The following is a 16,952-nucleotide window of genomic DNA, read 5'->3' on the forward strand; positions in this document are numbered from 1 at the left end:
TTTAGAGCGGCGTGAGCTACAAACTGAACGCCGACGCCGCACTGCTTCAGCCGATCCAGGTCGGCGACACCGCCGCCACCAACCGTCTGTTCATGGCGCCGCTGACGCGTTCGCGCGCCGACGCCGACGGCACCCCGTCGCCGCTGGCCGCGCAGTACTACACGCAGCGTGCCGGGGCAGGCGTGATCATCAGCGAGGCCACCGCCGTCGCGGAGACCGCCAACGGCGCCTACATGAACACCCCGGGCATCTACACCGACCGCCATCAGCACGGCTGGGCCGAGATTGCCGATTCGGTGCACGCTGCCGGGGGCAAGATGTTCGTGCAGCTGTGGCACGTCGGCCGGATGGCTCACCCCGACATCAGTGGGTTCGAACCTGTCGCGCCCTCGGCGATCGCGGCCGACATGATCACCCACACGCCCACCGGCAAGAAGCCGCTGCAGATGCCGCGGGCACTCGAAACCGCTGAGATCCCGGCGATCGTCGAGCAGTTCCGGGCCGCCGCGCGTCGGGCGGTCGATGCCGGTATGGACGGTGTGGAGATCCACGGCGCCAACGGTTACCTGCTGCACGAGTTCGCCTCCGATGTGGTCAACCAGCGCACCGACGCCTACGGCGGTTCCCCCGAGAACCGGGCCCGGCTGACCGCCGAGGTGATCGAGGTCGTCGTCGACGAGATCGGTGCCGGCCGGGTAGGGCTGAGGATCTCGCCCGGAAACTCCGCCGGCGACATGCACGAGAACGACCCCGTGAGCACCTACGAGGCGCTGTTGGAGCGGATCGCGCCGCTGGGCCTGGCCTACCTGCACGTGGTGATCGACCCGGGCAGTCGGACCTTCGGCGCCATCCGCGCCTTGTGGTCGGGGACGTTCGTCCTCAACACCGGCCGTGGCGCCGGCACTGATTTCTCTGCCCTGGAGGGCTATGCGGAATGGGGCGCGATCAGCGCGGCCGCGGTGGGGCGGGCGTTCCTCGCCAACCCGGATCTGATCGACCGGCTGATCCTCGGCGCCGAACTCAACGAACCCGACGTGTCGACCTTCTACGCCCCCGGGCCGGTGGGCTACACGGACTACCCCTCGCTGATCGAGATCGAGGAGCCCCGCTCGGCGTGAAGCCGGTCGACGGTCAGGGTCCGGGCTCGTCGCCGTGCGCGGAGAGGTGGGCATTCATGGCGGTGTGGAGATCGGTCACCAACGACTCGAAACTCTTGAGCAGTTCCGGCGGATAGCCCGACATCGTTCGGTCGAGTTGATGAGCGAGCGTCGCGAAGAATTCGTCGGCGCGCTCGTGAACATGCCGCCCGCTTCGCAGGGTCACGACGCGCCGGTCACTGCTTTCCCGAGTGCGGACCACGTGCCCGGCCTCTTCGAGTCGATTGAGCAGTGATGTGGTGGCACCCGATGACAGCCCGATGCGGGCGGCAAGACGCGCCGGTGAGAGGGGTGCGCCATGCTCCTCGGCATGCACGATCTCCAGCAGCGCCTCGGAATCGGTGGAGTACAGCCCCAGCCAGCTCGCGAACCGCCGGCTGAACTGATTGAAGGTCGAGCCGTACTTCCTGAGCTCTTCCATCAGGCGGGCGTGTTGCTCGGTGATGTCGGTTTCGGTCTGGTCGCCCATGGCGGCACTGACCTCCCTCTCGCACTGTGCGGTTGCGGCGTTGACAACCTATCGCCTCCTAGATAGCTTCATTATCAAGATACTTGATTATGGAGGTAAAATGGCTGGCGACATTCCGGATGCCGCGACGATCAGGGCGTTCAACGACGGCGTCATTGCGGAGTTTCGTGCCAACGACGGCAAGGTGGGCGGCCCATTCGAGGGTGCCGATCTGCTCTTGCTGACCACGACGGGCGCCAAGACCGGTCAGTCCCGTCTGGTTGTGCTGACCCCGCTGCGGGTCGACGGGAGGCTCATCGTCGTCGGTTCCCTGGCCGGAGCCGACATTGATCCCGCGTGGGTGCACAACCTGCGGGCGCAGCCAAGGGCGCGCATCGAGATGGGGGCGGACTGCTACGACGTTGTCGCGCGTGAACTACCGCCCGACGAGCGCGAGGCCACCTTTCCGAAGGTGACCGCCATGGAGCCGACGTATGCCGAGTATCAGTCGAAGACCACCCGGGCGATTCCGCTGTTCGAACTGCGGCGGGTGTAGCCGATGAATAGTGCTGCGCCCGCGCGGCGCTGGCTCGGTCTGATCGCGATCGCCCTTGGGGTGGCGTTGATCGTGGTCGACACCACCATCGTCAATGTCATCGTCCCGTCGATCATCGCGGACCTGAACGTGAGTTCTGTTCAGGCCCAGTGGATTCAGGAGTCGTACGCGATCATCTTGGCGGCGTTGCTGCTCGTGGTCGGTCGCATCGCGGACATTGTCGGTGCCCGCCGGATTTTTCTTGCCGGCGTCGCGCTGTTCGGTGCGTCGAGTCTGCTGGCCGGCCTCGCGTCCACGGGCGAGATGCTGATCATCGCGCGCTTTGCCCAGGGGGCGGGCGCGGCGATGATCCTGCCCACCTCGTTGTCCCTGCTGAACGCGTCCTTCACTGGAAAGGCCCGTGGACAGGCGTTCGCTGTGTGGGGCTCGACCATCGGGGCCGCCGCGGCTCTGGGCCCACTATTGGGTGGGTGGTTGTCCGAGCATGTTTCGTGGCGATGGGCCTTTGGCGTCAACATTCCCCTGGTCTGTCTCATCTTTGTCGCATCGCTGGTCTTGTTGGATCGCTCGCCCCGAGTGGCGGGCCGGGCGGACGTGTTCGGGGCGTTGTTGTCGATCACCGGTCTGGGCTTTCTGGCATTCGGTCTGATCGAGGGCCGCAGGTACGGGTGGCTGATGGTGCAGGAACCGTTGAACCTGTTCGGCTTCACGTGGGCCGCGGGTCCGTCGCCCGTCGCGGTGACACTGGTTCTCGCCGTCGCGGCGTTGGTGGGTTTCGCAGTGCGCCAGGCGGTTCTGGCTCGCGGCGCGGATCCGGGTCGCGCATTGATGGACCTCCACCTGTTCTCGATCGGGTCATTTCGCAACGGCAACATCGCGACGCTGATCATCGGCGTCGGAGAGTTCGGCATCGTGGCAGTCCTTCCACTGTGGCTGCAGTTCACCCTTGGGTACAGCGCCGTGCAGGCGGGGCTGGCCCTGGTGCCGATCGCGATCGGCAGCTTCGTCGCCAGCGGGGCGAGCTTCGCGCTGGCCGCCAAGGCCTCGCCGCTCGATCTTGTGCGGCTGGGGCTGCTGCTGGAGGCAGTCGGGCTGGCCGGCCTGGCTGTGGTCGCCGTCGTCGACGTCCCGTGGTGGCATCTCGCGGGGATGCTGTTCTGCTACGGAATCGGTGTCGGATTCGCGACCGCGCAGGTCACCAATGTCGTGCTGGGAGACATTCCGGAACAGAGCTCGGGGCAGGCCTCGGGTATCCAGAGTGCGTTCCGCCAACTCGGCTCGGCGCTGGGCATCGCAGTTCTGACCACGACCTTCTTCAGCACCCTCAGTGCCAGGCTGACCGCTGCAGTCGCCGATTCCGGAGTCGCGCAGGCCGTCACCGACAGTGCGGGTGCCGCGATCGGGGCTCTCGACGCGCAGCCCCAGACGCAGGCGATGGCAGATGCGGCACGCGATGCGATGACCCACAGTGTCTCGCTGGTCGGGTATATCGCCGCAGGCGTGATCATCCTCGGGCTGATCGCCACGGCTTTCATCCGCGACCCCGGCGCGGCTCCGGACATGGTGTCCGCCGCGGCGAAGGAGGGCTGACGGCTTCCAGCGGCCACTTATCGCACGCCGAACCCCGCGACGTGTGCGATAAGTGGCCACTCGTGCAATCTGTGTAAAGGATGATGCTGAGCACAGGCCCAACCAACGGGTTGGGCGAGGCTGCTACGCTGCCGTTCAGAGGACTGCCCACATTGGCTGGGCGGTTCCACAACCCAACCTGAACCTGGACGCCGATACGGCAGGGGAGCAGACATGTCCGAAGAAGCCTTCATCTACGAGGCGATCCGTACGCCCCGTGGCAAGCAGCGCGGCGGCGCACTCAACGAGATCAAGCCGGTCAACCTGGTTGTCGGCCTGATCGAGGAGATCCGCAGCCGCTACCCCGACCTGGACGAGACGCTGATCAGCGACGTCATCCTGGGTGTGGTGTCCCCAGTCGGTGACCAGGGCGGCGACATCGCCCGCACCGCCGGACTCGTGGCCAAGCTGCCCGAGACCACCGGTGGTTTCCAGCTCAACCGCTTCTGCGCGTCGGGCCTGGAGGCCGTCAACCTGGCCGCTCAGAAGGTCCGTTCCGGTTGGGACGACCTGGTGCTGGCCGGTGGCGTCGAGTCGATGAGCCGCGTCCCGATGGGCTCCGACGGCGGCGCCTGGGCCTCTGACCCGGAGACCAACTACCGCATCGGCTTCGTCCCGCAGGGCATCGGCGCCGACCTGATCGCCACCATCGAGGGCTTCTCCCGCGAGGACGTCGACGCCTACGCGGTCCGCTCACAGGAGCGCGCGGCCGCAGCGTGGTCCGGCGGCTACTTCGCCAAGTCGGTCGTCCCGGTCAAGGACCAGAACGGCCTTGTCGTCCTCGACAACGACGAGCACATGCGTCCCGGCTCCACCGTGGAGAGCCTGGGCAAGCTCAAGACCGCGTTCGACGGCATCGGCGCGATGGGCGGCTTCGACGACGTGGCGCTGCAGAAGTACCACTACGTCGAGAAGATCAACCATGTCCACACCGGCGGGAACAGCTCGGGCATCGTCGACGGCGCCGGCCTGCTGCTGATCGGTTCAGAGAAGGCCGGTCAGAGCCAGGGCCTGACGCCGCGCGCCCGCGTCGTGGCCACCGCCACCAGCGGTGCCGACCCGGTCATCATGCTCACCGGCCCCACCCCGGCCACCAAGAAGGTGCTGGACCGTGCCGGCCTGACCGTCGATGACATCGACCTGTTCGAGCTCAACGAGGCCTTTGCCTCCGTGGTGCTGAAGTTCCAGAAGGACCTCAACATCCCCGACGAGAAGCTCAACGTTAACGGTGGCGCCATCGCGATGGGCCACCCGCTGGGCGCCACCGGCGCCATGATCACCGGAACCATGGTCGACGAGCTCGAGCGTCGTGGCGCTCGGCGTGCCCTGATCACGCTGTGTATCGGCGGCGGCATGGGCGTGGCCACCATCATCGAGCGCGTCTGAGAGGGCTGAACAACAATGGCTGAGAACACCATTCAGTGGGACAAGGATGCCGACGGCATCGTCACCCTGACGTTGGACGACCCGACCGGTTCGGCCAACGTGATGAACGAGCACTACAAGGTATCGATGCATAACGCCGTAGAAGAGCTAGCACGGCTTGTAGCAGAAGACCCTGATTCGATCACCGGTGTGGTCATCACCAGCGCGAAGAAGACCTTCTTCGCCGGTGGCGACCTCAAGGGCATGATGAACATCGGCCCGGACGACGCCGCCGAGGCGTTCGAGATGGTCGAGACCATCAAGGCCGACCTGCGCAAGCTGGAGACCCTGCCCAAGCCCGTCGTGGCCGCCATCAACGGCGCCGCGCTCGGCGGCGGCCTGGAGATCGCGCTGGCCACCAACCACCGCATCGCCGCCGACGTCAAGGGCAGCCAGATCGGTCTGCCCGAGGTCACCCTGGGCCTGCTGCCCGGCGGTGGCGGCGTGGCCCGCACCGTGCGCATGTTCGGCATCCAGAAGGCCTTCATGGAGGTCCTCTCGCAGGGCACCCGCTTCAACCCCGCCAAGGCCAAGGACACCGGCCTGGTCGACGAGCTCGTCGGTTCGGTCGACGAACTGATTCCGGCCGCCAAGGCGTGGATCAAGGCCAACCCCGAGGCCCACACCCAGCCGTGGGACGTCAAGGGCTACAAGATTCCCGGTGGCACCCCGTCCAGCCCGGCGCTCGCCGCGATCCTGCCGTCCTTCCCGGCCCTGCTCAAGAAGCAGCTCAAGGGCGCCCCGATGCCGGCACCGCGGGCCATCCTGGACGCCGCTGTCGAGGGTGCGCAGGTCGACTTCGACACCGCCAGCCGCATCGAGAGCCGCTACTTCGTCTCGCTGGTCACCGGCCAGACCGCCAAGAACATGATTCAGGCGTTCTTCCTGGACCTGCAGGCCATCAACGGCGGCGCGTCGCGCCCCGAGGGCATCGCCAAGCAGGAGATCAAGAAGATCGGTGTGCTGGGCGCGGGCATGATGGGCGCCGGGATCGCCTACGTGTCGGCCAAGGCCGGCTACGACGTCGTGCTCAAGGACGTCACGCAGGAAGCCGCTGACAAGGGCAAGGCGTACTCGGAGGGCATCGAGGCCAAGGCGCTCAAGCGTGGCAAGACCACCGAAGATCGATCTGCTCAGTTGCTTTCCAGGATCACCCCGACTGCCGATCCGCAGGATCTCAAGGGCGTCGACTTCGTGATCGAGGCCGTGTTCGAGAACCAGGAACTCAAGCACAAGGTGTTCCAGGAGATCGAGGACATCGTCGAGCCCAACGCGCTGCTCGGCTCGAACACCTCCACGCTGCCGATCACCGGTCTGGCGACCGGCGTGAAGCGCCAGGAGGACTTCATCGGGATCCACTTCTTCTCGCCGGTCGACAAGATGCCGCTGGTGGAGATCATCAAGGGTGAGAAGACCTCTGACGAGGCCCTGGCCCGGGTGTTCGACTACACCCTCGCGATCCGCAAGACCCCGATCGTGGTCAACGACAGCCGCGGCTTCTTCACCTCGCGTGTGATCGGCACCTTCGTCAACGAGGCGCTGGCGATGCTGGGCGAGGGCGTCGAGCCCGCGTCGATCGAGCAGGCGGGTTCGCAGGCCGGTTACCCGGCGGCGCCGCTGCAGCTGTCGGATGAGCTGAACCTGGAGCTCATGCACAAGATCGCTGTTGCCACCAAGGAAGGCATCGAAGCTGCCGGCGGCACCTACGAGAAGCAGATGAACGAGGTCGTCGTCGAGAAGATGATCGAGCTCGGTCGCCCGTCGCGTCTGAAGGGCGCGGGCTTCTACGAGTACGTCGACGGCAAGCGCGTCGGTCTGTGGCCGGGGCTGAAGGAGACCTTCAACTCGGGTTCGGTGGAGCTGCCGCTGCAGGACATGATCGACCGCATGCTGTTCGCCGAGGCGCTGGAGACCCAGAAGTGCATCGACGAGGGCGTTCTCACCTCGACCGCTGACGCGAACATCGGCTCGATCATGGGTATCGGCTTCCCGCCGTACACCGGTGGTTCGGCCCAGTTCATCGTCGGCTACCAGGGTGCCGGTGGAGTCGGCAAGGCGGCGTTCGTCGCCCGCGCCAAGGAACTGGCCGCCAAGTACGGCGACCGCTTCCTGCCCCCGGCCTCGCTGGAGAGCTAAGCACCAAACGTCAGAAGCCCCCGACGCAAGTCGGGGGCTTTTGCGTCTGGTGGCCGGCCCACGGTGCGGCAGTATTGAGAAATACCGACGACAAGGGGACGTAATGGCGGACGCGACGCTGATCCCGCTCGAAGTGCTGCTGGGCAATCCGGAGCGTGCGGGCGCACAGATCTCACCGGACGGGACGCGGCTGTCGTACGTGGCTCCGCTCGACGGCGTGCTCAACGTGTTCGTCGGCGTCATCGGGGCGGGTGACGACCGGCCGGTCACGCACGACACCGACCGGGGGATCGCCAACTATGTGTGGGCGCACGACAACCGGCACATCCTCTATGTGCGCGACCGCGACGGAAGTGAGAACTTCCGGCTCTACGACGTCGACGTGGAAGCCGGTGTCGAACGTGACCTCACCCCGTTCGATGATGTGCAGTGCCGAATCATCAGACTTCCCAAGAAGTTTCCGAACGATGTGCTGGTCGGGATCAACAAGGACAACCCGCAACTGCACGACGTCTACCACCTCGATCTGACCACCGGGGAGTTGCGCAAGGTGGTGGAGAACCCCGGTTTCGTGGGCTGGCTGGTCGACGACGATCTGCGGGTCCGCGGCGCGATGCAGCCGACCGCCGAGGGCGGGATGACGATCCTGGTGCGCGACGACGAAAACTCTGACTGGCGAACCCTGTTGGACGTTGCGCCCGAGGATGCCGAGACGACGGCTCCGCTCGCCTTCAACGGCGACGGCACGGCGATGTACCTGCTGCTGTCGGTCGGCTCGAACACCACCCGACTGGTGACGATGGACATCGCGACCGGGGCCGTCGAGGTGCTGGCCGAGGATCCGGTGTACGACGTCAGCAACGTGGTCTTGCACCCGGACACCCGTGAGGTCCAGGCCGCGACCGTGTACGGCGAACGGTTGGAATACCGCATCTTCGACGAGTCGATTCGCGGCGACATCGAGGCACTCATGCGGGTGAGCCCGGGCGACCTGTCGATCACCGACCGCAGCCACGACGACGGCACCTGGCTCGTTGCCTTCGATCAGGATGCCGGGCCGGTGAAGTTCTACTCGTGGGACCGGGTTTCGCAGACCCCGACGTTCCTGTTCGATCATCGCCCGGAGCTCAACGACTACCCGTTGGTGCCGATGGAGCCGTTCAGCTTCACCTCCCGTGACGGCCTGACGGTGCACGGCTATCTGTCGTTTCCGCCCGGCGTGGAGCGCTCCGGGTTACCCGCCGTGCTCAGCGTGCACGGCGGGCCGTGGGCCCGCGTCGGCTGGGGCTTCGACCCCGAGGCCCAGTGGCTGGCCAACCGCGGATACGTCGTCGTGTCGGTCAACTTTCGCGGGTCCGCCGGCTACGGCAAGGAGTTCCTCAACGCGGGCAACCGCGAGTGGGGCGCCAAGATGCACGACGACCTGCTCGACGCCGTCGACCATCTGGTGGGCAAGGGCTACATCGACGCCAAGCGGGTCGCCATCTACGGCGGCTCCTACGGGGGTTATGCGGCACTGATCGGGGCGACGTTCACGCCGGACGTGTTTGCCTGCGCGGTCTCGATGGTCGGTCCGTCCAACCTGAACACCCTGATCGCATCGTTCCCGGAGTACTGGAAGCCGATGATCCAGTTGTGGCACAAGCGAGTTGGGGATGATCCCGACTTCCTGTGGTCCCGTTCGCCGCTGTCCCGGGTGGACGCGATCAAGATCCCGATGCTGATCGCGCAGGGGGAGAACGACCCCAGGGTCAAGCGGGCCGAATCCGAGCAGATCGTGGCGGCGATGGCCGAGCACGGCATCGACCACGAATACGTGATGTACGAGAACGAGGGACACGGCTTCGCCAAGCCGGAGAACCGGCTGGACTTCTACCACCGCGCCGACCGTTTCCTGGCCAAGCACCTGGGTGGCCGCGCGGAGTGAGCTGACTCGTCAGCCAGGGTTCGAGTACACCCGGGTGGGAGAGATCAGCACCGCGGTGCGACGCTCCTCGCGCATGACACGGTCGTAGGTGTCCCAGTCGTCGTGAGTGCCGCCCGCGGCTTCGAAGATGGCACGCAAGAGCAGCCGCAACGCCTCGGCGTCGGTGCCGGGATCGGGGTCGTCCGGTCCGATGATCTCGGCCGTGCCCTCGACCGTCACCCACTGCCAGCCCGCGCGGGCGACGACGGTGGCGCGGGGATCGGCGCGCAGGTGCTGCAGCTTGCGCGCTCCGCCGACGGCGACGAGAGCGACGACGGGATCGCCGGTGTTCGGGTGTGCCATCACGCCGGCATTCACCACCGAGGACTGGATGCTGCCATCGCGACGCAGCGTGCTCAGCACACACAGCCCGTGGTCACGGGACAACATCTCGGCGAACTCGGAAACCTCGGCCACGGTGCCTCCCTTCAGTCCGCCACGTCGAATGCGGCATGGACTTTCGTCGGTTCGACCCGCACCACGAGTTCTCCGGGAACCCCGTTGCGCCGGCCGAATTCCTCGGCGCGCTCGGCGCCCATGTAGCGGCCGCCGGTGCGGGTGGCGATGTCGAGAAGTTCGTCGGGATCCTCGCTGATCGACGCCACGCCCTGCACCTGAACGAACGCGAACGGCGGGGCGTCGTCATGGATACACAGCACCACCCGCGAATCCCGGGCCAGCGCCCGCCCCTTGGCGGTGTCCTTGCCGGTGTTGAAGACGAGCGCGCCGTCGTCCACCACGAACCACACGGGCGCGGCCAAGGGGCGGCCGTCGGCTGCAACCCAACCCAGCACAGCGGTGCGGGTGCCTTCGGACAGGAACGCGATGACGTCGTCGGAAAGTCCGGCCATGTGGCCACGCTACGCCCGCGCGGTGATCAGGGAAGGGTGGCCGGCCAGGCGGGCAGCGGCATCGTGTCGTACAGCCGCACGCCCTTATCGTTGAGCCGGGCCAGCGCCTGGGTCACGCCCAGTGGCAGCGCCGAGATCAACCGACCGGCGCCCACCAACGCGCGAATGCCCCAACCGGTCATGGGCACCACGGTTTTCGCGTTGACGGCTGCCAGCTTTCGGCTGCCTTCGACCGGCGGGAGCATCGTGCGTTCATACGCGGCGAATGCCGCGGCGTAATCGTCGCCGGCCCGGACCATCGCGGCGGCCAGGACATACGCGCCGTACACCGCCAGGCTGGTGCTGCCTCCGACCGCCGGGCCGGGACAGTAGCCCGCATCGCCGACGAGAGTCACCCGGCCCCGCGACCACGTCGTCATCTGCAGCTGCGTGATGGCGTCGAAGTAGAACGTCGGCGTCCGGGGCACCTCGTCGAGCCAGCGGTCAACCTCGGGCGCCGTCTGCGCGAATGCGGCGCAAAGTTGCGCCTTTTGACGTTCCACGTCGCGGTAGTCGTAATCCAGCCGTTGACCCGGGCGGAAGATGAACACCGCGCGGGCATCATCGAGATGGTCGGCGGTGTAGATGCCTGCCATGTGGCCGGGCTTGAAATACCCGGTCATCTCGCCGTCGCGGGCCAGGTCCTTCGGCACCGACACCACCGACAGGTAGCCGCCGAGGAATCTCTCGGAAACGTTGTCGCCGAACGTCAGACGGCGCACACCGGAGTGCAGCCCGTCGGCTCCCACCACCACGTCGAAGCGCCGGGGTGCGTTGTGCTCGAAAGTTACGCTCCCGTCGGGTGAGATCGAGGTGATGGTGTCGCCGAAGAGGTATTCGACGTCGTCGCGGCTCGCGTTGAAGTAGATCTCGCTGAGGTCGTCCCGCATGATCTCGACGTGCCGGTCGGACATGGCGCCGATGATCTTCAGGTAGTCCAGACGGGCGGGGCGCGATGTGCCTGGCCGATGGATGAGCATCTCGGTGGTGCCGGTGGCGTGCGCCTCGATGTCGGACAGCACGCCCATGCGTTCGGAGATCTCCATGGCGGGCCGGAACAGGTCGACGGCGTGGCCACCGGTTTTGCGCAGCGCGGGTGAGCGTTCCACCACGGTGACGTCGAATCCATGCCGTGACAGCCAGTAGGCGAGAACCGGCCCGGCGATGCTGGCGCCGGAGATGAGTACCTTCACGATGCCTCCTTACTTAACGGTCGGTAAGTACTTCGTTCGTCAGCTTACCGATCGTTAAGTAAGTTAGGGTGGCTACGTGGCCAAGCCTGCATTGGATACCCGCCAGCGCATCCAAGACGTGGCGCGTGAACTGTTCGCCGAGAAGGGCGTGGTGCGCACCAGTCTGCAGGACATCGCCGACCGCCTCGGCATCACCAAACCGGCCTTGTACTACCACTTCCGGTCACGCGAGGACCTGGTCCGCAGCATTCTGCAGCCCCTCATCGACGAGGGCGAGGCCTTCATCGCCGAGCAGGAACGCAAGCGCGGAGCCGCCCGGGCCTCAGCTCGGGAACTTCTGGAGGGCTACTTCGACTTTCACTACCGGCACCGCGCCGATCTCATCCTGATCGTTTCCGAGCTGACCACGTTGGTCGATCTGGGATTGATCGACCAACTGCTGGCCTGGCGCGCCCGGCTCGGGGTGCTGGTGTTCGGCCGCAAGCCGACTCTCGAACAATCCACCCGCGCAGTCATCGCCTTCGGCGGCCTGCAGGACTGCTGCCTGCAGTTCCCCGACGTCCCCGGAGATCAGCTGCGCACCGCAACCGTCGACGGGGCGATGGCCGCGCTCGGGTTGTGAATCAGCCGAGCTTGCCGACGAGCTTGTCGACGACTGCGGTGACGACGGCCGCCGGTGCCGTCGAGGAAGTGCCGACGATCGCGGCGCCTGCCAGCCGGTATTCGGTGGTTTCCAGGCTCCCTCGGGTGTATCGGATTGTCTCTGCGCTCGATGTTCCTGGGATCAGCGCATAGGTCTTGTCCGTACTCGGGGTGCCAGCGCACGCCGAGATATCGCTGCCGATCCGGACGAACACCTTCTGAGCGCTCGCGGCGCTGTCGTAGACGGCGATCGCCTGTGTCAGCGACTTCTGTCGTGGGGCAAACATCGGCACCGCCACGAAGTCAACGGGGACGGGTGCTGCTCCCGCGAAGTCGATGGGCGCTACCCGGTTGCACGGATCATCCGCGCCGCTTGGGTATTCCGCTGGATTCCGAGGTGTGGTCTCGGCAGGATCGGCTCTGCTGAACTGCGTTCCGTCGGGGTCGGCTTGCCGTATCACCGCATTGATTTCGTCGACACTGAGTACGAGCGCGGCCGGCTTGATCGGGGTTGTCGTGGTGTCGACGGGCGTCGCAGTGACAGCTGCACCTGGCGTGGACACCGATGACGCCGTTGGTGAGGGGTGCTGCGATGAGCAGGCGCTCATGAAGAGAATGGTCGCACACAGTGTGGAAACGGTGACAGTTTTCATGGTTCTCTTCCGAGTATTGTTGATGCTGAACCTAATTGAAACGAGGCGGTCCGGTAAATCAGTTGGGCCGCACGACGCGGACGGTGCCGTCGGACGTTGTCACTGCCTGTGAGTGTGCGGGTGTGCCGGACTCACTGGTCTCCACCGTGACGCCGTTACCCATGTAGATCGCGACGTGCGCGCCCGCGACACCCTGGCCGCCGTCGTAGTAGATGACGTCGCCGGGCTGCAGCTGTGAGGTATCCAGCTTGGGCCCGGTCTGCACCACTGATCCGAACGCCCCGGCGCCCTCGGTCATGTTCCCGTACTGCACCGAGGTGCCTTTGCCGGGGTCGTACCCGGTGGCCTGGTAGATCGCATATTCGGAAAGGCCGCTGCAATCGAATCCCTTGTACTTCCAGTCCTGACGGGTGTGTGCCTCGTCCGGGCCATCCTGTCCCTGCGTCGTGCCGTCCTTGCTTCCGCCGCCCCACACATAGCGGGTGCCCTGCTGGTTCTCTGCCGCTCCGACGATCTTGAGTTTCTTGTCGGTGACCGCCTCAGGCAGCGGGAATGCGGCGGGGGGCTGTCCCGACGGACGTTGGGTTCCGTCGCCGTTCTTACCGTTGAGGTAATCACGCCAGTTCTGGTCGCGCGCCTCGCCCGGCGGTTGGGGCGGGAACCCGGGCGGGTTCGTCATACCCTTCGCATCGGTCTTCCAGCCGGGCTCCGGCGGGTAGTCAGCTGGGTCGCCGGGGGCGTGGGGCACCTTGTACCCGGGGTCACCCGGTTTGGCGTCCGGACCGGGAACGGGCCCATTGGTGTCGTCGGTCGTGGGCTTCGGCTGGTCGGGAGGGGGTGGCTGCGGGGTGTTCGGGTCCTTGGGTTTGTCCTCGGCGTGGTTCAGGCCGTCAGTGGCCTTGCGTATCGCGTCGGCGAGTTCGCGGTCCTGGCTGTCGAATTGGGCCAGCAAGGTCTTGAGCTTCACCGAGTTGGCGGCGGTGAGTTGGCGCAGCTGCATGGCGATGACGGGGTTCTTCTTCGACATCACGTCCAGTGCGCTGTCGGGCCGGACGGATACTGTGCCGTCGTCGGCTATTTGAAAGCCTTGCTGTTTGAGGGTGTCCACCCCTGCGGTGACGCTGTTCTTGGTCCCCGACAACTGGCTCCCGCCGTCGCCGAGCACCGATTGCAGCCGCTGCAGCGTGTCGGCCACCTTCTGCTGATCGGTGAAAGTGCGGTTTGCGCTGGCATTTGCGGCATCGGCGGCCGAGCCCTTCCACCCGTCGTCCAGGCGTTTCAGGGTGCCGTGCCCCTCGGCGATCTGCTGGGACACCTTGCCGGCGGAGTCCGCCGCACGGCGCCCGGCGTCGATCAACTGCTCAGGGTGAGAATTGCTCACCCCCGAGATGGTCATCGTCATGGTGTCAGTTCCTCAGCATTCCCACACCGAGCACAGCTGCGGGTTCATGGCGGCGAACACGTCCTCATCGGCAGATGCCGGCCACTGTGCGGTGGGTGTTCCGGTGGACCACAGGCTCAGTTCGGTCACCGTGCTTCCGACGACCGCGAGATACAGATGTGCCGTTATGTGCTTGTCCGGCAGGCGAATTTCGGCTGCCACCTGATTGCAGCCACCGCGTTGCACGCTGGGGCAGAACTGCTTCGGAGTTGTCATGGTCACTTGTGCTGTCGGCGATGCTGACTGACATCCGGCCAGCGTGTTCTGCACGGTGGTGAACAACGCGTGCGCGGTCTGGCTCATGGTCCACGGATCGCCGGGATAGTGCACGATCACCTGTTGAACCGACCAGTTGTTGTCGCCACGATCGATGAGGGAGCGCGCATTGTCGCCGCCGCCGAGTTGCGCCGGTGAGCCCCCGCAGAGGCTGTCGATCTGAAAAGTGTTGTTGCCCAGGGGTTGTGTCGAATCAGCCAGATCCGGCCAGTGCTGAGAGTCGTTGAGTGGCAGGCGGTTGGAGTGGACCCATGCGGCGGAAGGCGCGGCCGTGGCGTTCGGTGCCGTCGTCGACACCGGACTGGCCGAAGGACTCGGCGCAGGGTGCGCCATGCCAGTGGTCGCGGAAGAGCCGTCGGCGCTGGGGGTACCGACGACCGGGGTGTTCTGACATGCCGTCAGCCCCGCCACCATGGCGCCTGCGGTCAGGACGATCGAGACTGCGCGCGTGAGCTTCACCAATTCTCCTGTCATCGGTCAGTAGCCCTGATGGGTGCCGGGATTCGTCTGCGGAATCTTCGCCCGGATGTCGGATCCGTCGGGAGTCACGCCGTACTCCCCGACCAGATAATTCATCGACGCGGCGATGTTGGCGGCTGGATCGTAGATATTGTTCGACGTCCCAGGCTGGTGGTACTGCGCGAAGGTTCCCGGGACGCATTGGGCGAGTCCGCGTGAGCACCCGTTGCCGTAGCCGTCGGACACGTTGTAGGTCGAGTTCGGCGGTTTCGCGTTGACGTCCCAGTCATTGACCGACATCGGGTTGTAGGACGATTCGTGCTCGGTCAAGGTCAGGTAGGCGTCCATCCAGCGTTGCCTGGCCGCGGGATCGGTGACGCCGCGTTGGTCCAACGCCTGGTTGATGTAGGTGCGGGTGGCGTCCTGGCCCGCTGGCCACGACCCCTTGTCGTAAGTCACCTGATCCACCGGAATGGCCTCGGGCCCGTGTTGGGCCGCCGGTGGGGGAGTGGTGCCGTCGCCTCCGTCGTCCGGCCCACCCGTGCCCTCACCGGCCTTCTTCACCTTCTTGCCGAGTTCGGCGTCGGTCTGCTCGTAGGTGTCGGCTGCAGAGTTCAGATTGGTCGAGAGTTTGGCGTACTGGTCGGCAACCCGCCGGCAGGCCGTGTCAACGGCGGTTCCGGCCTGTTGGCAGGCGTCACCGCTGCTCAAACCGGGAAGTTGGGCGGGCAGTGCGGAGAATTGCAGATCGGTACCGGTGCCGGCGCTGTCGGTGCCCAGGTGGTCGAAATCGCTCGCGGCCGATCGGAGAGTGGCGGGATTCACGCGCAGCGGCGAGGTCATATCGGAAGCCTAATGGCACTGCGGGGCCGGTTATGACACGAATTCCGTTGCGGCAGAACGCCTGTGAAGTAGCTGTGGATTTACTGCGGAACGCTGCGGATTGTGGCCGCCGGCTGTATCGCGGTCTGGTCTTGGGTGACCTTATGCGGTGCGGCGGAACAGATAGAACCGCGCTGCGTTCGCCCCGTTGTGGTCCATCGCCAGCTCGTCGCCGCTGGACAGCAGCGTCCAGCCCGTGCTGAAGCGTCGGAGCACTTCGTCGAACCCGATCCCGGGCACACCCATGGATGCGCCCGGGATGAACGCCACGATCAGCAGCTGTGCATCGGGGGCGGCCACTGCACTGACCTCCCGGACGTAGGCGTCCCGGTCCTGGGCGTTCATGCCGTGCAGGCAGCCACTGTCGACGATGAGATCGAAGCCGCCTCCGATGCCTGACCAACTCAGTTGTGTCACATCAGCTTTGGCAAAGACCACGGGGAGCCCGGCGGCCTTGGCGCGGGCCTTCTTCAGCGGTTTGGCCACGTAGTCCACACCGGTGACCCGCCAGCCGTGTCTGGCCAGGTACACCGCGTTGTCCCCGGTGCCGCAGCCCACGTCGAGCGCGGTCCCGGGAGGCGACAACGCGTGTGTGGTGCCGTCGACGATCGACATCAGGCTGTGCGCCAACGGGTGGCCGTCCCAGGGGGTGAACCCCACCCGGTACAGCCACCGGAACAAACGTTGGCGCGAACTCACCGAGCTAGAGCGAACCCAGGTCGGAGGACAGCCAGTGCTCGGGCTTGAGGAACACTGCCACGCTGTCGCCCTGCTCGCGGCGGGCGAACTCCAGGTACGGCTCCACCTTCTCGGGGGCCAGGTAGCGCTTGGTCATCTCGACGAGTTGCTCGTCGGTGCCGGGTTCGATGCGGTCGACGGCGCCGTCGACGGCCACATAGCGCACCGTCGGCTCGAGCCGCTCGACCATCAAGCTCAGATGGCCGGCCGCCTCGATCAGCCGGTGCTTGCGGGATCCGGTGCCGGTCAGCAGCCATGGCTGCCCGCCGGGGGTGTACTGGTACCAGATCGGGACGGTCAGCGGACCGCGCTTGTCGCCTGCGTACACCGACAATGCGGCGATGTGCGGTTCGGCCAGAAACTGCTCGCGTTCATCCTTGGAAAGGGGCATGTTGACAGCCTAGACCGAGTTTGAAAAAACTTGCCCGACAACGTTTTCAGCTGATAGCGGACGCTCGGCG

General features: G+C 65.9%; 17 protein-coding genes. 7 read left to right on the plus strand and 10 right to left on the minus strand.

Annotated features, from left to right (window positions below; genetic code table 11):
* Positions 1-11 precede the first annotated feature (11 nt).
* A complete protein-coding gene (locus AB0876_RS02185; protein WP_526041077.1) occupies positions 12-1,118 on the plus strand; it encodes an alkene reductase in 1,107 nt (368 codons plus the stop codon).
* Between the two features lie 13 nt (positions 1,119-1,131).
* Here AB0876_RS02185 and AB0876_RS02190 read toward each other — a convergent pair whose 3' ends face one another.
* On the minus strand, positions 1,132-1,626 hold the full coding sequence (locus tag AB0876_RS02190; RefSeq protein ID WP_526041078.1) for a MarR family winged helix-turn-helix transcriptional regulator: 495 nt from the start codon (positions 1,624-1,626) through the stop codon (positions 1,132-1,134).
* Between the two features lie 100 nt (positions 1,627-1,726).
* On the opposite strand from AB0876_RS02190, the gene AB0876_RS02195 reads away from it, so the two are divergent.
* The 5 genes from AB0876_RS02195 to AB0876_RS02215 all read left to right on the plus strand — a co-directional run bounded on the left by AB0876_RS02195 (position 1,727) and on the right by AB0876_RS02215 (position 9,278).
* Positions 1,727-2,161 (plus strand): nitroreductase family deazaflavin-dependent oxidoreductase, encoded by a 435-nt coding sequence (locus AB0876_RS02195; RefSeq protein ID WP_526041079.1) that lies wholly within the window; start codon positions 1,727-1,729, stop codon positions 2,159-2,161.
* A gap of 3 nt (positions 2,162-2,164) precedes the next feature.
* Complete coding sequence (locus tag AB0876_RS02200; protein WP_526041080.1) at positions 2,165-3,751, plus strand: DHA2 family efflux MFS transporter permease subunit; 1,587 nt, start codon at positions 2,165-2,167, stop codon at positions 3,749-3,751.
* 213 nt (positions 3,752-3,964) lie between these two features.
* On the plus strand, positions 3,965-5,176 hold the full coding sequence (locus AB0876_RS02205) for an acetyl-CoA C-acetyltransferase (protein ID WP_526041081.1): 1,212 nt from the start codon (positions 3,965-3,967) through the stop codon (positions 5,174-5,176).
* 15 nt (positions 5,177-5,191) lie between these two features.
* On the plus strand, positions 5,192-7,351 hold the full coding sequence (locus AB0876_RS02210; protein ID WP_526041082.1) for a 3-hydroxyacyl-CoA dehydrogenase NAD-binding domain-containing protein: 2,160 nt from the start codon (positions 5,192-5,194) through the stop codon (positions 7,349-7,351).
* A gap of 103 nt (positions 7,352-7,454) precedes the next feature.
* Positions 7,455-9,278 carry a S9 family peptidase gene (locus AB0876_RS02215; protein ID WP_526041083.1) on the plus strand — a complete coding sequence of 608 codons (1,824 nt, stop codon included), beginning with the start codon at positions 7,455-7,457 and terminating at the stop codon, positions 9,276-9,278.
* Between the two features lie 9 nt (positions 9,279-9,287).
* On the opposite strand, the gene AB0876_RS02220 is transcribed toward AB0876_RS02215, so the two are convergent.
* From AB0876_RS02220 to AB0876_RS02230, 3 genes are read right to left on the minus strand one after another with little or no spacing between them, the layout of a single operon-like run.
* Positions 9,288-9,734 (minus strand): TIGR03618 family F420-dependent PPOX class oxidoreductase, encoded by a 447-nt coding sequence (locus AB0876_RS02220; RefSeq protein WP_526041084.1) that lies wholly within the window; start codon positions 9,732-9,734, stop codon positions 9,288-9,290.
* 11 nt (positions 9,735-9,745) lie between these two features.
* Positions 9,746-10,168 (minus strand): PPOX class F420-dependent oxidoreductase, encoded by a 423-nt coding sequence (locus AB0876_RS02225; RefSeq protein WP_526041085.1) that lies wholly within the window; start codon positions 10,166-10,168, stop codon positions 9,746-9,748.
* Between the two features lie 26 nt (positions 10,169-10,194).
* Positions 10,195-11,400, minus strand: a complete 1,206-nt coding sequence (locus AB0876_RS02230) for an FAD-dependent oxidoreductase (RefSeq protein ID WP_526041086.1) — start codon at positions 11,398-11,400, stop codon at positions 10,195-10,197.
* Positions 11,401-11,476: 76 nt separating this feature from the next.
* On the opposite strand from AB0876_RS02230, the gene AB0876_RS02235 reads away from it, so the two are divergent.
* Positions 11,477-12,022: a TetR/AcrR family transcriptional regulator gene (locus AB0876_RS02235; RefSeq protein ID WP_491837382.1), complete on the plus strand. Its 546-nt coding sequence runs from the start codon at positions 11,477-11,479 to the stop codon at positions 12,020-12,022.
* 1 nt (position 12,023) lies between these two features.
* Here AB0876_RS02235 and AB0876_RS02240 read toward each other — a convergent pair whose 3' ends face one another.
* The 6 genes from AB0876_RS02240 to AB0876_RS02265 form a co-directional block, all read right to left on the minus strand.
* On the minus strand, positions 12,024-12,605 hold the full coding sequence (locus AB0876_RS02240) for a hypothetical protein (protein WP_526041087.1): 582 nt from the start codon (positions 12,603-12,605) through the stop codon (positions 12,024-12,026).
* 148 nt (positions 12,606-12,753) lie between these two features.
* Positions 12,754-14,097: a bifunctional WXG100 family type VII secretion target/C40 family peptidase gene (locus tag AB0876_RS02245; RefSeq protein ID WP_491837384.1), complete on the minus strand. Its 1,344-nt coding sequence runs from the start codon at positions 14,095-14,097 to the stop codon at positions 12,754-12,756.
* Positions 14,098-14,109: 12 nt separating this feature from the next.
* A complete protein-coding gene (locus AB0876_RS02250) occupies positions 14,110-14,871 on the minus strand; it encodes a hypothetical protein (protein ID WP_526041088.1) in 762 nt (253 codons plus the stop codon).
* Positions 14,872-14,889: 18 nt separating this feature from the next.
* Entirely contained in the window at positions 14,890-15,714 is an 825-nt protein-coding gene (locus AB0876_RS02255) for a type VII secretion target (protein WP_526041089.1), read from the minus strand.
* A gap of 141 nt (positions 15,715-15,855) precedes the next feature.
* The gene (locus AB0876_RS02260; RefSeq protein ID WP_526041090.1) at positions 15,856-16,452 is read right to left on the minus strand and encodes a class I SAM-dependent methyltransferase; all 597 of its coding nucleotides are present in this window, start codon (positions 16,450-16,452) and stop codon (positions 15,856-15,858) included.
* Positions 16,453-16,456: 4 nt separating this feature from the next.
* Positions 16,457-16,882 carry a pyridoxamine 5'-phosphate oxidase family protein gene (locus tag AB0876_RS02265; protein WP_055117588.1) on the minus strand — a complete coding sequence of 142 codons (426 nt, stop codon included), beginning with the start codon at positions 16,880-16,882 and terminating at the stop codon, positions 16,457-16,459.
* Positions 16,883-16,952 lie beyond the last annotated feature (70 nt).

Origin of the sequence: Mycobacterium sp. NPDC049093, assembly GCF_040704635.1 — a bacterium.
Lineage (GTDB): Bacteria > Actinomycetota > Actinomycetes > Mycobacteriales > Mycobacteriaceae > Mycobacterium.

Excerpts from the sequence above, each read along its gene's own strand:
- AB0876_RS02200 (WP_526041080.1), top strand. The coding sequence starts at position 2,165 with ATGAATAGTGCTGCGCCCGCGCGGCGCTGGCTCGGTCTGATCGCGATC.
- AB0876_RS02225 (WP_526041085.1), bottom strand. The coding sequence starts at position 10,168 with ATGGCCGGACTTTCCGACGACGTCATCGCGTTCCTGTCCGAAGGCACC.
- AB0876_RS02210 (WP_526041082.1), top strand. The coding sequence starts at position 5,192 with ATGGCTGAGAACACCATTCAGTGGGACAAGGATGCCGACGGCATCGTC.
- AB0876_RS02205 (WP_526041081.1), top strand. The coding sequence starts at position 3,965 with ATGTCCGAAGAAGCCTTCATCTACGAGGCGATCCGTACGCCCCGTGGC.
- AB0876_RS02195 (WP_526041079.1), top strand. The coding sequence starts at position 1,727 with ATGGCTGGCGACATTCCGGATGCCGCGACGATCAGGGCGTTCAACGAC.
- AB0876_RS02190 (WP_526041078.1), bottom strand. The coding sequence starts at position 1,626 with ATGGGCGACCAGACCGAAACCGACATCACCGAGCAACACGCCCGCCTG.
- AB0876_RS02245 (WP_491837384.1), bottom strand. The coding sequence starts at position 14,097 with ATGACGATGACCATCTCGGGGGTGAGCAATTCTCACCCTGAGCAGTTG.
- AB0876_RS02265 (WP_055117588.1), bottom strand. The coding sequence starts at position 16,882 with ATGCCCCTTTCCAAGGATGAACGCGAGCAGTTTCTGGCCGAACCGCAC.
- AB0876_RS02215 (WP_526041083.1), top strand. The coding sequence starts at position 7,455 with ATGGCGGACGCGACGCTGATCCCGCTCGAAGTGCTGCTGGGCAATCCG.
- AB0876_RS02255 (WP_526041089.1), bottom strand. The coding sequence starts at position 15,714 with ATGACCTCGCCGCTGCGCGTGAATCCCGCCACTCTCCGATCGGCCGCG.